Raw genomic sequence first — 15,754 nt, 5'->3', positions numbered from 1 at the left:
CTCAACTAAAAAACTTTATTCAAATCAAATCATCTAAAGTTAGAAATACTGTTTCTTTAAAAGCTGATGTTTTACTGGCTTGTATTTCTCAGTTAGTTGCGTTTGTTTTAATGTTTAAGACTAACAATATCCACAATCCTCTTGCTATTAAATCTTTAATTGCTTAAGTTTTTTTAAACTCTATATCCTTTTTAAAAAGGTTTTACTGAACCTTTATTTAACTGCGTCTTTTTTTGAATATTACTGTTAATAACTCTTTCTATTTAGTAATTTCAACTCAATTTTTCTGTGGATAACCTTTCACTCTATTTTGCAACTACCTAACTAGGTGTACAGTATAAAGGTTAAAGGAGTAAGATTTATAAACCTTTAACCTTTTGACATTGAAGTTATGATTTTACTCTTACTTTTCCTGTTAGTAGTAGTTGAGTAAGGCCTTTTTTCTGTTGTTTTAATTCTTCAAGTTCTCTTTCAAGAAGTTTAATTTCTTTGTCAACTGTAGATAATATATTTGTAATAGCATTTTGTTCTTCGATTGATGTTGGTATAATTAATTTCAATTTTTTCATACTAGATTCTGAAATTTCTTTTTGACCTGTTCCACCTATTATATGTCCTACTCTTTTATAGAAATTACCATTTGATAAATAGTAATAATAAAATTTTAAGTTACCTTTTTTAGTTTCAACACTACTTATCGCATTAGAAGCAATGTACTCAACCATATCTTTTGGAACTATACCTATTCCACCATTATGAAAGTTTTGCCTACCTATTAGTAATTCACCAGGTTCACGTAAATAATAAGGTCTTCCTTTTGTAGTTACATTTGGTTTTTTATTTGTTGCCTCTATTCCTTTTAAATGTAGTTTCACAGTCAATAAGTAATAATCTTGCGGATTAGAAAGTGCCTCTTTTTTCTTAAATTTCAGTACATCTCCTAGTTTAACAGGTTTCCATTTATCATTGAATCCAGATAATCTCACTTTTCCAGTTAAAAGATTTTGCATAAGCCCTTTTTTTTGTTCTTTTTTCTGCACTATAAGTTTTTCTTTAAGCTCAATAGCATTGTCCCAAGTAGAGAGTATACTGCCGATTATTTCCTGTTCATCTATAGGAGGTAATAGTGCCAAGTAGCTTCCTAAATCTTCTCTGTTAACTTTTGGTAATCCTGTTCTGGCTGATATAGAAACGGAAAATTTATAAAATCTTTTATCAAGGAGTAAATATTTTAAAAAGGTGGACTTTATATTATTTTTTGGACTTAATGGATAAATGTCAGAGCTGCATATACCTTCAAATTTAGGAGTATATACTTTGCTCAACTCTGGTCGAATTTTTCCAAAAAGAACATCACCACTTTCAAAATAGTATTTACCACTAATTAAATTTTCTTCTTGTGCTGTTTTTACGTATAAAAGTCGACCTGTAAATTTTTCAATATTAGCTAAACCTATGTGCACCATATTACAATAAGGTTCTTCTTGAGGATTTACTTGACCAGTTTTAATGTTTATAAAATTCTTAAACTTTCCATAAGTCCATTTTTGTGGAATAATACCCAGTTTTTTATGTTTTATATAACCATTAGGAACTTCACCACGATTTATCCATTCAATTCTTTCTTTAATTTCTTTTTTCACAGTAATCACCTACAATCCTAGCTCTTCAAGATATTTAGCCATTTGAGCTTCTACATCTTTAAGTTCTGATTTGATGTTTGTTATATTCTCTTTAACAGCATCCATATCCACTGGTTCTTCTTCTTCAAAGGTATCTACGTATCTAGGAATATTAAGGTTATAGTCATTTTCTTCTATTTCTTCTATTGTTGCCACATATGAATATTTATCAATTGTTTCGTAATTATCATAAGTTTCAACAATCTTCTGAAGGTCTTCTTCTCTTAGCACGTTTTGATTTTTTCCTTTTTCATAGTTACCCTCACTTGATGCATCTATAAACAGTACGTCTTTTCTTTGTCTATTCTTTTTAAATACTAATATACATGCAGGGATACCAGTTCCGAAAAATAAATTTTCTGGAAGACCAATAACTGCATCTAGTAAGTTCATATCAATAATTTGTTTTCTGATTTTACCTTCAGATGCTCCACGGAAAAGCACACCATGTGGTAGAACAACAGCCATTCTACCTTGGCTATCAAGTGAGTAGAGCATATGTTGAACAAAAGCAAAATCTCCCTTTGAACTTGGTGGAACTCCCCATTCAAATCTTCTGTAAGGGTCAAAGGATGCTTCCATTTTAAATTTTTTATCTGTATTAGATTCACCAGCAAAACCCATTGCCCACTTATCTAGACTGAAAGGAGGATTTGCAACTACTACTTGAAATTTCATTAGCTTATCATCTTCAAGGTGTAAAGGGTTAGAAATAGTATCTCCCCAAGCTATACGAGCATCATCGATACCATGCAAAAACATATTCATTCGACAAAGTGAATGGGTTTGCCCGTTTCTTTCTTGCCCATAAACTTGAGCTTTTTCATTAGGGACCTTTTTAAATGTTCTAATAAGCAATGAGCCAGAGCCACATGTAGGGTCATATATCCTATCGTTTTCTTTAGGTTTTACAAGTCTTGAAATTAACTCTGATACCATTGAAGGAGTAAAAAATTCTCCACCTTTTTTTCCAGCATCAGAAGCGAATCTTGATATCATATATTCGTAAGCGTCTCCGATTACATCATTGCCTTCAAGGTTTGATGGGCGTAGGTCTAGCTTTTTAAAGTCTTCAAGCAGATGCTTTAACATGGTATTTCTTTCTTTTGTTTTACCTAAAATCATTTCACTATTAAAGTCAATATTTCTGAATACTCCTCTTAATTTCCCTTTATTATTTTCTTCGATGTTTTCTAGAGCAGTATTTATAAGTTGACCAATACCTTTTTCGGTATCATTTCTATTATCATATAAGTAATCAAAAGTTGATTTTTCATCAAGAACAAATCTTTCTCTTGATAAGGCTCTTTTTATTCTTTCTTCATTGCCATCGTATCTTTTTGCATATTCTTCATAATGTTCCTTATAAGTATCGCTTAGATATTTTATGAAAAGCATAACTAGTATATAATCTTTATAAATTGATGAGTCGATTTTACCTCTAAATGTGTCACATGCTTGCCACAAAACATTATTAATCTGTTCTTGAGTAATTTTTTCTGACATAGTTTGTTCCTCCTGTTATTTAATTATTGTACTAAACATTCCTTTATATAAAGTTTCTTTTTCTTTAATTAAGTCAGTAAGTAAGGTAACTTCTTTTAGATGAAGTTTATTTATTTGTACAAGTTTTTCTTGCTTATCTAATGGTATGTTTTCTATTTTAATATCTTTAATAAAGCTGGTTTTGATAATTGATATAGCTGAACCTATTGAGTATCTCGATATAAGTTTTTTCATATGGTCAGAGTTAAGGTATAATGCAAGAAATTCCCCTTTTATAGTTTTCTCATCTTGAAGCCTTATTACATTAAAAAGTGAGGGGATTAAAATACCTTTATTAGATTTATCAATATATACTGCTGTATAGGGGTAACTTAGTCGCATTATCACATCGCCTATTTGTGTTATATATTGGGGTGATAATTTTTCAGTGCTTTCAAATTCTTCTAATTCATTCATGTTGATATAACCATAATCTTCGAAACTTTTTAGCGTTAACATTTTATATTTTTTAGCTGGTGAAGAAGTAGCTTTTTTTCTTGCAACTACAAGCCCCGTTCTTATATCAGCTATTTGGCATAGTCTCATAAGTCACCTCCCGTTAAATAATAGAATAACTGAACTTGTATGCTTATAAGTTGTAGCTTAAAGGAGCTGTATTAAGTAAATTATTATGATATTACTAGTGATGTCATTTTTATATTACAACACATTAGAATATTTTGTCAATAAAAATTTTGTACTATATGAAAAATAACATTTAAATTTCATATATGAAATTCACTTAAAAGTGCTCACATCTATAAAAAGTTGCGGTAAAATTAGAGCATTAGCATATGGAGGGAGTGGAGTTGTGAACAAAGAAAGTTTTATTAATAGATTTTGTAATGACTTGAAAAAGTTATTTGACAGTATAAAAGTGAAAGATAATAACATATATATTATTGAAAAAGGAATGGACATCTATATTCCTGTTGAGGATATTTATAGAGAATATATGATGATAAATGATTATAAGGTTATTAAAGAAAAATATATTCAATTAATCAAAAATGAGATTTTAAGATGCAATCATAAAATTGATACATCAACTATCATTCCAGTAATAAGGAGAAAAGATTTTGCAGGAAGAAATGATAAGATGTTTGTTAAGAAGAATCTTGGAGCAGATATTAATATTTATTATGCAGAGGATAGGGGAGAACTCCTACGTTATATAACATATGGGGATTTAGAAAATAACAACCTAGACTTAGAAGAAGTAGAGAAAATAGCAACAGAGAATATAAATAGATTTGGGAATACTTTAGTACCAATGGATAATGAAATTAAAGTGTTTGGGTTAAAATTCGAAAATGAAATTGGCATTTCAGTATTTTTGACTGATGCTATACAGAAGCAGATAAACAAGATAGGTAAAAATAGAGGAGTGTTAATTGGTTTTCCAAACGAAACAATGTTTCTTGTAGCAGAAGATAATAAATTTTATTTTGATATAATGCAAGACCTAGCAAAGTATGGAATACATTTAGAGAAAAGTGTGTCAGATAAAATTTATAGATATAAAAATGGCAAATTACAATTTGCTGATATAGGGGATTTGCATTTAAAAGTTGTTAAATAAGAAAAAAGAATAGGAGTGTGGAAATATGATGAATATTAAACAAAAAATTATAGATATGATACTTGTTGCAGTAGTGAGCTTTGGGACTTTTGCAGGATTAACAAATTTAGCATCAAGGATGTTTATGGATGTTAAAGAATATGTACCTTATGCATTAACAGTAGTAACGCTATTTTTTATAAAAGAATGTTATCAGATTATTAAAGAAGAACCAGTAAAAATAAATTAAGTTATTTAATAAATGGAAGCCGAGAGGCTTCTTTTTTGTTAGGGAAAAAATTCACTTGAAATGTGATGAAATCAATTCTTAAAATATCTTAAAAATATATAAGGATTTATAAATTTGAGGAGGGATTTAGTATGAGCATGGAAATGAAAATAGAAACAACGTATAATGTCGCTATATTATTGCTGAAACTTGTAGATTATCATTTAGAAATATTGAAGCAAGAATTAGAATTAAAAATGAGAAAGGAAAAAGAAATCATTAAGGAAATTGATTGCTACAGTTATTTAAAAATAAAATTATTGTTATATTTAGGAATAAATAATAAAGAGATAAAAATGAGATTTGAAGAACAAGATATACTCATGTTGGGAGAAGTGTGCTATTTATTTTTTATAGTTACGAAGAAAATTATAAACGTAGAGAAAAAGGTAGTAGAAGAGTTGAAGCAATTTCATATAAAACTAGAAAAATGTATAAATATTATTGATGACAATGCTTCCAAAAATTTAAATTAGTATTTATTACGGAAATTCATCAGAGGTTAAAGAGCCAAGGGTAGTTGAAGTTGGATTAAGCGAAGATTTTGAAAATGGAAGAAAATGTGAATTTGATATTCTAGAAGGTCCTAAGATAGATGATGAAATTTAAAGTTGCAGATAGTGTTTATTATTGTGTACATTTTTAGACTCTTCATTTTATATTTCAGAATAAGTCTAAGAATGTGGTAAAACAATATATATACGTCTAAAAATAAAGAACAATGTTTTTGGTCGGGGAGGATGAATATGGGCGCAAGAAATTACGCATATTTAAGAATTTCCAGTAAAAGTCAAAAAATATCCAGGCAGCTTGATAGCATTAAAAACTTGGATATTGATGAAAGGGATACCTATATAGATGAAGCCTCTGGTAAAAATTTTGATAGACCTGCTTATCAGGCTTTGAAGAGAAGTATTAGAGAAGGAGATACCCTTTTCATCAAGTCTTTAGACCGATTTGGTAGGAATAAAGAAGAGATTTTGAAAGAGTGGCAGTGGTTAATCGATAACAAAATAAACATTGTAGTATTGGATATGCCATTGTTAGATACAAGAAGATATGAAAGTTTAGATGGTATAGGGGAGTTGGTTACTTCTTTGGTACTTCAAATACTTTCTTGGCTGGCAGAGGAAGAAAGAAAGAATATAAAAACTAGGCAGAGAGAAGGTATTGATTCTGCGATGAAAAGGGGAGTGAGGTTTGGTCGTCCTAAGGTTGAAATTGATGAAAAGTTTATAGACGCCTATAACCAATGGAAGAAAGGAGAAATAATGGCTGTTCAAGCAATGAAACTGTGTAATATGAAGAAAGCTACATTTTATAATAGGGCAAAGGAATATGAAGAAAGAATGAAAGAAGGAGTTTAGAGCTTCTTCTTTTCTTATAATTTTTTCTTATAATGGGCAAATAATAATGGATTTAGATATTAAAAAGTAAATATTGGAGTGTACATAAATAAGAAGGGAATGGTTAAGGTTATAGCAAATAAAGTAATACTACAATCATTATATAAAGATATAATACTTGAATTTTCAAGGTTAACAGGAAAAACAGTAGAAGAAAGTATGGAATATTTTTATCAATCGGTAACCTATGAATTAATAAGTGAAGGTATAGGGGACATGCACTGCAAAGGAGTTAAATACTTAACGCAGGAACTAATGCTAGAATATGGATTTATGAAACATAAAAGTTTTTCAAAAGACTTTGTATATGATTTAAATAAAGATAAAAAATTAAAAGGATAAGTATAGGGAAGCGGTGAAAACTTCTTCTCTTTTTATTGTAGATGGATTTAATCTTAAAGAATTTTGTATAAAGTAAGTTGACATTAGTGTTTTGCTAAAAGAAATCTAAAAATTTATAGGAATATAGAGAAAATTTATATATTGGATTATAATGGATACATAAGGGGAAATATTATACAATTACAAACATTTAACATACCTAAACAATTTACTTAGAAGAATTGCAGGTGATAGTAATGAATTACATTGTTTTTGATTTAGAATGGAATAGTTTTAAAAATACAAATGGACAGGCTTACTATTATAAGAAGTTTAACGAGAGAACAAAATTTTTTGATGAAATAATAGAAATTGGTGCAATAAAATCAAATAATAAATTAGAACATATTGATAGTTTTAGGGTATATATAAAACCAACCATTTACAAAAAAATAAATCCAAGAATTGCAGAACTTACAGGAATTGTTGATGAGGATTTAAAATATGGATTTGATTTTAAGAAAGCTCTAAAACATTTTAAGAAATGGCTAGGGAAAGATTATATGTTATGTTCCTGGGGTGATACTGATATCAAAGTATTAAAAAGAAATATAGAGTATTATAATCCGAATTATAAAGTAGAATCGCTTTTACTTCCGTATATTGATATTCAAAAATATTGTTGTGAAGTTTTAGGATATGATAGACGGGTAAGTTTGAATGAAGTAATAAATGAAGAAAACATAGTTGCATCAACAGATAAATTTCATCAAGCATTAGATGATACTAAATTAACAGTGGATATTTTTAGAGAAATATTTGATAAAGAAAAAATAAGAAATTACATAATTAATGATGCAGACTGTCTTTATGATTCAGTGAATTTAAATATTACAGTCGATATGATAGATAGAACTAGATTAAGAGCTAGATGTGCAAGTTGTGGTAAATATAGTAAAAGATTAAAATTGAGTTTTGATAATAAAAAAAGAAGAGTAAGTATTTTAAGCTATTGCAGTAGTTGTGAAATATATACGAAGCAAAGAATAAAGATAAAGAGAAATTTATTAGGAGATTTAGTATATGTTTCGAGGAAGAAAATAGTTGAATTATCAGGCTAGTAAAATAGGAGGAATGCAAGGGTGTTACAAGAACAATCAATATTTATAAAATTAAAAGGATTTAATCAGTTAATAGAGGATTCGCTGAAAAAGAAGATAAAGATAAGTGACATATTGGAACATAATGATTTTACTCAAGAGGAAATAGCAATATTAAAAAGTGAGAAGTTGAAGCAATTTTTAGATTTAATTATATTTGGATTAAAATGTAGCCTTATTGGCTCATTTACTGGAAATCGTCAAGCTGAAATATTAGTTAAACGATATGGGTTGGATGGTGGAAGAGTATTGACCTTACAGCAAATGGGCGATGAATTTGGAGTATCAAAAGAAAGGGTAAGACAATTACAGGAAAAGATGTTAAAAAAGCTGACTCCTACTAAAACTCGACATATTTTAGAAGAGATAATTGTATTAACTGCGTGCAATGTATTAGAGAAGGAGTATTCACCAAATTTAAGAGATAAAGAAAATAATGAATTATAATTATTAAAAAAGCACCAAGAATGGTGTGAATAGATATGTATTTAAGTAATAGAGAAATTTAATTTATCGGATTATAATTGATACATAAGAAAGAATTTGGAGGTGAATTTATGTTGATTCCTGTAAATATAAATAGCTCCATTGAAGTAAATAACTTAGATGTAGAGATTTTACAATTTAAAGATTTAAATATCAAAGAAGAACATATTGAAGAGTTTTTAAGAAAAAATATTGAGATAATTATTGATGATGAGACGCTATTAGTAATTGGGAGACAAGTTAGAAATGTAGAAAAAGGTAGAAGTGATTTAACAGCAATAGATAAAGATGGAAACTTAGTTTTGATTGAAATAAAAAGAGATTTAGATGATATTAAAATGAGAAAAGAACCCTTTGAATTTCAAGCTATTAGATATGCTGCAAGTTATGCAAAAATAAAAAATGTTGATGAAGCGGTAGAAAAAATATTTGCACCTTACATACTGAAATATAATAATGAGTTTGAATTAGGGCAACTAACTCCAGAGGAAAAAGGAAAGAGGATACTAAATGAATTTCTTGAAAAGAACAATGCATTGAAGACATTTAATAGAAAGCAAAGGATTATTTTAGTTGCTTCAGGTTTTGATGCTCAAACTTTATCGGCAGTAGCTTGGCTAATTGAAAATGGTGTTGATATAAATTGTATTGAAATTGCTCCAGTAAAGATAGGTGAACAAACTCTACTACAGTCGAATCAGATACTACCACTGCAAAAATTAAATGATTACTATGTTGAAATAGAAGATAAAAAGACTACTACAAGTGGACAAAGTAAAATAACTAGAAAATATTTACCTAGAATGAATAAGTTGTTTGAATGGGATATAATTAAAGCTGGGGATATAGTTGAAATTAAGAACTATCCTAATTCAGAGGCAGAGGTTATTGATATTCAAAAGGTGAAGTACAAAGATGAAGTAATGTCTTTTAATCGATGGGGAGAGAAAATAACGGAGTGGTCATCTGTAAATATTTATGAATGGACTATTTTAAAAGGAAGTAATAAGACATTACATGAATTAAGATTAGAGAAAATGGAAGAACTTGAAAGTGAAAAATTGTAAAAGTTAAATAGGAGTGATTATTATAAAGAGATTAGGAAGCATTCTGTTTAACAGCATGTTATTTGTATTAAGATATGTATGTACACTTATAGAGAAATTTGTAGTTTGGATTTACAATAATTATATACAATTTGAATTTGATAAAATTTATGGAGCATTTTTTGTAATAAATTATATGATACTGTTTTTATTTATTAACTCCAATTCGATAGTATCTCGAACTATAAAGGGGAGTCTTTGTGTAATACAAGCATCTTTGTTAATATTAATTCTATATAAAATTTTAGTTAATAAAAATGAATTTAAATTAAGGAAATACTTAAAACATATGGCTATATGGAGCGGTGCAGCATTATTTGTGACGGTATTTAGTATAATTTTTTTAATAGATATAGTTCCTACTATAAATATTTGGCTCCAGTACTTGATGTACATACAAGTATTTGTTGTTTTGTATTATTGCTATAGATGTATTATTAATAGATTTATAAGGCATTGGATATCATACAGTATATATTTTTTCATACTTCCAGTCATATCCTTGTTTGTATGGGTACTAATTGGAGATTCTGCTTCTAGAATATTTGGAATGCCTATATTAACTTCTAGCATAATAATGGGGTACATGACAATTATTCTTACAATATTAATATTTAATTTAGAGATATATTGGGCTCCAAAAGAAGTAAGAAATGAAGTTAAAGTAGCAGTATACTTAATATTAGCAGTCTATTCTACTGTAAGTTATTGCTTCTTTATATCAGATTATTTATCAGAACCTATATATAATTTTTTACAGCCATATAGTAAAGAAATTATTAAAGAAGTAGGGAAGTTTTCAAAAGAAATGATTAGGAATGGGATTGAAGAAATAATTAAATGGACAACTATCCCGTACCTTGTAGGAGCAGTTTTTGGATGTTTTTCACTGGAATTAATAGATAGAAATGAAAATGTTAAATCACAAAAAGAAAAGATTAATAACGAAGAATATTATTATAGTCAAGTAAAAGATGGATATTAGATGATGTTTTTGCTATATTGAAGTAATTTTAAAGGATGTAATTTAATCAAAAGAGATATAAAATAATCATTAAAAGCATAAGAAGATAATTATATCTAGAGGGAGAGGATAATATGAATTTGCTAGAAGAAGATATTGAAGAGATTATATATAATTCACCATGGTTACTAGATGAGCGCTACATTATTCCCAAAATAAAAGGAACTGGCAATCAGTACGGAAGGCAGGTCAATGTTGGGAAAAACGGTAGTAACAGATATATAGATTTATTATTTAAAGATACAAGAGATAATAGACCTGTTATTATAGAATTAAAGAAAGATATTATTTCAAGAGAAAGTATAGCTCAAATTCTTGAATATAGAGCGTTAGTAGTTTCCTTAGATGAGAATAAAAATATAGATTGGAAAGATGAATTTGGACAGAACTATTATTGCCCTAAATTAATTTTGATAGGAGCTAATGCTTCTGAAGAAGTGAAAATTAGTGCTAATTTAGCAGGAATAGAAATTAGAGAATTAGTGGGAATAGATAACTTAGAAGTAAGCTTTGATAATATAGGAAATTTAAAAGACAAACTCGAAGAATGGAATGATTTTCTAAATACAGGGAATCGAACATTAGAAGATAGACCAGACTGGATAGAAGAGATACATAGTTGGACAAAAGAAGTTATACATGAGTATGATGATAAATCTCTTACTATTACTAAGCTATGTAAAACAACGGGAAGTAATAGTTGGGCTACTAACATGGTAAATCCATTTATTAATATATCAATTGAAAATGAAGAGTATTATATAGGTGGATTCTATGAATATTACGATGAAGAGTTAAGGTTTTCTAGTGAGCATATTTATTTTGATTTTTGGATACAAAAATTTAATAACTTGAATAATGATGCACAAAAATTAAATGGAGTAAATAGGAAATTATTATCCATATTTAAAGAAGCAGGATATGATATTTTTAAGTATGATGAGGGAACTGCAACTATTAAAATTTCTAGGAAGTATCTACAAAAAAAAGAGAAATTCAAAAAGATATTAGTAAGGTTAATCAATGATTCTATATCTATTAATGAAGAGATTAATAAAGAACTTGATTCTAATTAATGATAATCTTGAGATTATAATAATTTCAAGATGAAAGTATGCATGGGGAAAATATCTGAATGAAAGTGAATATAAAAATGGAATGTATTCTCTTTAGGTTGATTAGGATAAGCTAAATATTTCTGTATATATAAATAATATCAGTAATAACATAAAATAAAAAAAGTTAAGTTGGAGTTTTTGTAGGTTACATAGTAAAGCTATAGTATGAGGTAACTTAGAATAGGAGGGTAAAAGGTGAAAGTTGCGTTTTTGTTTAAAGAAGAGTATCCAAACTACAATGCATTATGTAAAGTATTTGAAAATATAGGAGTTGAAAAGCTAGACGGTTATCAATCATACATTCGTGCAGGTCTATGGGGATTTTTGAACGTTCCTGAAAAAGATGTAATGAAAAGAAGGAATTTAATTTCTGCCATTATATTACCCTTTAAAGGTGGCTATTTTGAACTCACTAATGATGATTCAGTAAACACTTTAGCAACTAAAAACATTTATGTGGTTCAGATTGATTATATTAAGAGGGACTTAATTCAAGAAATACACAATAATTTAAAATCGTATGAACATTATTTGGGATTTACTCAAGTATTTTTAGAAACTAAAATACATTTAAGTGTTTTTGATAGTGTTTTACCGTATGTAGCTAAAATAGAGGATAAGAAAATTAAACTGTTATACAATGAGTTTAGTGATGAAGAATGGCTATCGGATGAAATAATGACCTGGATTAAAGAAAACTATGGGCTATTATCAATTTTTATTGATAAAAAAAATATTGGAATGAAATTTTCTATTTTTGATTTCAATGAAAATTCAGATAGCTCTTACAATACAGCAAAAGTTTTAAGAATAATAAAAGACGAATGTGAATTTAGAAGTGAAGAGGTTTTATACAAACTTAAAGATATTGCACCTCAATCATTTGAAGAACTTATTACAGCAATAATTTCTCTGGAGAAAAACAATAATACTCCAGCAGAATGTGCACAAATTGCAGCTAATTTCAGAAGGTGCTTTGAAAAATTAGCAGATGTTTTAATGCCAGCTACATCGAATAAACAGAAGGACAAATATAAGGATAGGTTGAAAAAATATGTCAATGAAAGGTTAATAAAATCAAAATTATACCAAGAGTATTTATCTATAGAAATTGATGAAATAGGAACTAGAATTGAGAAAGCATTTAATATGGGGAATAAAGGAATTCATGAAGATTGGCTTTATTCAGCGTTCTCCAAATTAGCAATACGAATTATTGTATTAATAAATGATTTAATAATGGATTTAAAAGTTAAGAAATCTTCTATATACTATGAAGCAGCAGTTTTTGATGAGGCATAGGAATTATGCTAAATTAAAGAGGATTAATTGTATAAAGATGGATGTAAAAAATACTTTAGATATTCAATTAGGATAAAAATTAGCTGTAATCATGAAAAACTAGCGGTATAATAAAGTTGTAATACTTATAATTAAATAATTTGAATATAGATGTGTCTTTTTATAGGTGCAATTATTACTTTTAAAAAAAGTGACTAATTTGCAAATATGGAAAGGCACTTTTTGTTTTGTTTATAGAAAAAAAATGAGGTGATTAATAGTGAGTGAATTAGCGTATTTTGTGAATTGCGCTTGTAGCATCGCATTAATAGGTTTTAATATCTACATAGAAAATAAGTTTTTCAAAGATGATAAAAAGAGAAGCAAAATTTATATCACAATTGATATATCAAATCCTTTTCATATTATTACATTTAGTATGCTTATAGCATTGATAATAACAAGTCCTTTGATATGGCTCTTAGCAATTGCATATGGAATTACAATCCTTTGGTGGGCTTATAAACGTAATAAAAGATGTAAAAAGTAGAAGTATGAAAGGGAGATGAAATTTGAATTTTAGCAAGAATAAAAGAATACTTATCATTATCTTCAATGTATATGGATGAAGGTGTAACAGCAATAACAATTTATGAGAAAATATATAGGGGATTATTGTATACTTAATAATCAACTATATTACAAGTAGATGAGATTTAATGAGTGAAGCAAGCTATATACAGTGTAGTAGAAAAGTAAAACTTACAAAATTATATATAATACCTAATTTTATTACTAACAGAAAAGTATGAGTAGAGATAGAATAAGCCCTTATGGAGTAAATCTTAAAATGTATGTTAGAGATTTTACTTACAAAACTTGAGCTGATTAATAGTGGCATAGTTGTTAATAAATGATATTAATATAAAGATTTATATACTATAAAAAATCATTGAAAGTTAAGGTTAAATATGTTAATATGAAAATATCAAGATATTAACAAGAAAATAAAAGGAGGCTATTTAAATGTCAGTAGGAAAGGTTGGAATTGAACAAATACTAGAAGTTGTACATTTAACTAAAAATAAGGTGGCGAATGGACAGTCAGTTACTGAAGCAAGAGTAGAAGCAACGCATGATGTAAGTAAAAGTAGAGGAGTAAATTTTAGTACTATAGAGGATAAATATATTAGGGGGTTAGATGAAACTATTAGTGGAAATGTTGGATTAAAAGGTGCAGAAGAGTTTGATAAGGCTTTAGAGGATTCAATTAATCAAAAAAATACTAAATTAAGAAATATTTTATTAAGCAGAACAAATGAGATAAATCTGCAAAATAGTATTATGTATATAGTTTAAGTTATATTGGAGCTGGAGGAAAAACAATGAACCCTAAAAAAATAAGAACAATAACGATTAACATATTTGAAGATGGCTCATCAGATGTTCAAGTAGAAGAGCATAAAGAAAATAAATGTATTAAGAAAGATGATATAAATAGAGAAAATATAGTAATAGAAAATACACGTTCAAGTCCATCGTGGTTAAATTATGGTCTTATAACATACTCAAGAAATTCAGATTTGTTTAAAGAATTGGTGAATATAGAAGGTGATAAAATCACCGTTAGCATGTACGGAAGTGAATTTGTTGGAAAAATTGACAAAAAGCAAGCTAGAATTTATTCACTTCAAGGGTTAATGAAATTTATAAAACAACAAAATTACAATATTTTAGATGTTAAAGCTGTAAAGTTATTATATAGGAAAGATAACAATGTATTAGAAATACATTTAGTTCAATGATTAGAAATTAGTTATATGTTTAATCAGGGACACAAGTAATTGGTTAGCTGAAAATTTACTTAGAGATTTAGATGTAGACGTTAAAGTAGTGCTTAAATTATATATAAAAACTATTAGTTATAGTGAATTAAGCAGGGCAGTTGATTTAGTAAATTTAACTATAAAGTAATTTAAATAAAAAATTATTTACTTAATTTTATCGTATAAATTGTAATAAAATTTCATGATGTATACCATAGCTCAAACCTTGTTTTTTCAATTTGAATAATGGTATACTAATAGTTCAATTAAGGAAAATATCAAAATTGAATTAAGGTATATGTTCATATTATAGGTGAAAATTTAGATTGAAAATTTCATAGTGTAAATCAAATACAATGCAGCACTAAAAACAGCTATAGACAAAGCTAAAGCAAATAATATGCCTAATGATAATATAGAAAGAGCTATTAAAAAAGGTACAGGAGGGCTTGATGGAGATAATTATGAAGCTGTTGTATATGAAGGATATGGACCTGGTGGAGTTGCAGTTATTGTAGAAGCTTTAACTGATAATAAAAATAGAACAGCTGGAAATGTAAGATACTATTTTGATAAGAATGGTGGAAATCTAGGAACTTCAGGTTGTGTAGGATTTATGTTTGATAGAAAAGGTCAAATAATGATTGGAAATGAAGGTGTAGATGAAGAAGAATTAATGGATGTAGCACTTGAAGCTGGAGCAGAAGATTTTATAACAGAAGAAGATGGTTTTGAAATAATAACAGCTCCAGAAGATTTTAATGCAGTAAGAGATGCGTTAGCTGAAAAAGGATATGAATTTATATCAGCAGATGTAAAAATGCTTCCTCAAACTACAACTAAACTTGAATCTGAAGAGCAAGTTAAGGCTATGAATAAAATGATAGATATGATGGAAGATGACGATGATATACAAGAAGTGTATCACAACTGGGAAATGGAGTAGAAA

At 28.0% G+C, this 15,754-nt stretch carries 17 protein-coding genes and 1 pseudogene; 15 read left to right on the top strand and 3 right to left on the bottom strand.

The genetic code is table 11. The features are described 5' to 3' along the window. Positions 1–389: 389 nt before the first annotated feature. From BUA77_RS10210 to BUA77_RS10200, 3 genes are read right to left on the bottom strand one after another with little or no spacing between them, the layout of a single operon-like run. A complete protein-coding gene (locus BUA77_RS10210; RefSeq protein ID WP_072889846.1) occupies positions 390–1,643 on the bottom strand; it encodes a restriction endonuclease subunit S in 1,254 nt (417 codons plus the stop codon). Between the two features lie 9 nt (positions 1,644–1,652). Then, on the bottom strand, positions 1,653–3,188 hold the full coding sequence (locus tag BUA77_RS10205) for a type I restriction-modification system subunit M (RefSeq protein WP_072889844.1): 1,536 nt from the start codon (positions 3,186–3,188) through the stop codon (positions 1,653–1,655). Positions 3,189–3,203: 15 nt separating this feature from the next. After that, positions 3,204–3,773 (bottom strand): restriction endonuclease subunit S, encoded by a 570-nt coding sequence (locus BUA77_RS10200; RefSeq protein WP_072889841.1) that lies wholly within the window; start codon positions 3,771–3,773, stop codon positions 3,204–3,206. 265 nt (positions 3,774–4,038) lie between these two features. Here BUA77_RS10200 and BUA77_RS10195 point away from each other — a divergent pair, with 265 nt between their 5' ends. From BUA77_RS10195 to BUA77_RS10125, 15 genes and pseudogenes are all read left to right on the top strand, one after another. Further along, positions 4,039–4,809 carry a DUF1444 family protein gene (locus tag BUA77_RS10195; protein ID WP_072889839.1) on the top strand — a complete coding sequence of 257 codons (771 nt, stop codon included), beginning with the start codon at positions 4,039–4,041 and terminating at the stop codon, positions 4,807–4,809. Between the two features lie 25 nt (positions 4,810–4,834). Continuing rightward, on the top strand, positions 4,835–5,038 hold the full coding sequence (locus tag BUA77_RS10190) for a hypothetical protein (RefSeq protein ID WP_072889837.1): 204 nt from the start codon (positions 4,835–4,837) through the stop codon (positions 5,036–5,038). 131 nt (positions 5,039–5,169) lie between these two features. Beyond that, entirely contained in the window at positions 5,170–5,553 is a 384-nt protein-coding gene (locus BUA77_RS10185) for a hypothetical protein (protein WP_072889835.1), read from the top strand. Between the two features lie 270 nt (positions 5,554–5,823). Beyond that, complete coding sequence (locus BUA77_RS10180) at positions 5,824–6,444, top strand: recombinase family protein (RefSeq protein WP_072889833.1); 621 nt, start codon at positions 5,824–5,826, stop codon at positions 6,442–6,444. Between the two features lie 99 nt (positions 6,445–6,543). After that, positions 6,544–6,825: a hypothetical protein gene (locus BUA77_RS10175; protein WP_072889831.1), complete on the top strand. Its 282-nt coding sequence runs from the start codon at positions 6,544–6,546 to the stop codon at positions 6,823–6,825. 236 nt (positions 6,826–7,061) lie between these two features. Continuing rightward, a complete protein-coding gene (locus BUA77_RS10170; protein WP_072889829.1) occupies positions 7,062–7,925 on the top strand; it encodes a 3'-5' exonuclease in 864 nt (287 codons plus the stop codon). 21 nt (positions 7,926–7,946) lie between these two features. After that, on the top strand, positions 7,947–8,411 hold the full coding sequence (locus BUA77_RS10165; RefSeq protein ID WP_072889826.1) for a sigma factor-like helix-turn-helix DNA-binding protein: 465 nt from the start codon (positions 7,947–7,949) through the stop codon (positions 8,409–8,411). A gap of 110 nt (positions 8,412–8,521) precedes the next feature. Continuing rightward, on the top strand, positions 8,522–9,517 hold the full coding sequence (locus BUA77_RS10160; protein ID WP_072889824.1) for a PDDEXK family nuclease: 996 nt from the start codon (positions 8,522–8,524) through the stop codon (positions 9,515–9,517). A 328-nt stretch (positions 9,518–9,845) separates the two neighbouring features. Then, the gene (locus tag BUA77_RS10155) at positions 9,846–10,541 is read left to right on the top strand and encodes a hypothetical protein (protein WP_143151347.1); all 696 of its coding nucleotides are present in this window, start codon (positions 9,846–9,848) and stop codon (positions 10,539–10,541) included. Between the two features lie 113 nt (positions 10,542–10,654). Further along, positions 10,655–11,656 (top strand): PDDEXK family nuclease, encoded by a 1,002-nt coding sequence (locus BUA77_RS10150; RefSeq protein ID WP_072889819.1) that lies wholly within the window; start codon positions 10,655–10,657, stop codon positions 11,654–11,656. 237 nt (positions 11,657–11,893) lie between these two features. Beyond that, a complete protein-coding gene (locus tag BUA77_RS10145; RefSeq protein ID WP_072889816.1) occupies positions 11,894–13,000 on the top strand; it encodes a hypothetical protein in 1,107 nt (368 codons plus the stop codon). Positions 13,001–13,259: 259 nt separating this feature from the next. Further along, positions 13,260–13,529: a DUF3397 family protein gene (locus BUA77_RS10140; RefSeq protein ID WP_072889814.1), complete on the top strand. Its 270-nt coding sequence runs from the start codon at positions 13,260–13,262 to the stop codon at positions 13,527–13,529. Between the two features lie 476 nt (positions 13,530–14,005). Further along, positions 14,006–14,338: a hypothetical protein gene (locus BUA77_RS10135; protein ID WP_072889812.1), complete on the top strand. Its 333-nt coding sequence runs from the start codon at positions 14,006–14,008 to the stop codon at positions 14,336–14,338. Positions 14,339–14,364: 26 nt separating this feature from the next. Continuing rightward, entirely contained in the window at positions 14,365–14,784 is a 420-nt protein-coding gene (locus tag BUA77_RS10130; protein ID WP_072889810.1) for a hypothetical protein, read from the top strand. A gap of 370 nt (positions 14,785–15,154) precedes the next feature. Then, positions 15,155–15,751 (top strand): annotated as a pseudogene (locus BUA77_RS10125) (YebC/PmpR family DNA-binding transcriptional regulator); the annotation flags it as partial. Positions 15,752–15,754 lie beyond the last annotated feature (3 nt).

Origin of the sequence: Tepidibacter formicigenes DSM 15518, from assembly GCF_900142235.1 — a bacterium.
Taxonomy (GTDB): domain Bacteria; phylum Bacillota; class Clostridia; order Peptostreptococcales; family Peptostreptococcaceae; genus Tepidibacter; species Tepidibacter formicigenes.
Note: the sequence above shows the minus strand (reverse complement) of the source record. Positions and strands in the feature narration are given on the sequence as shown.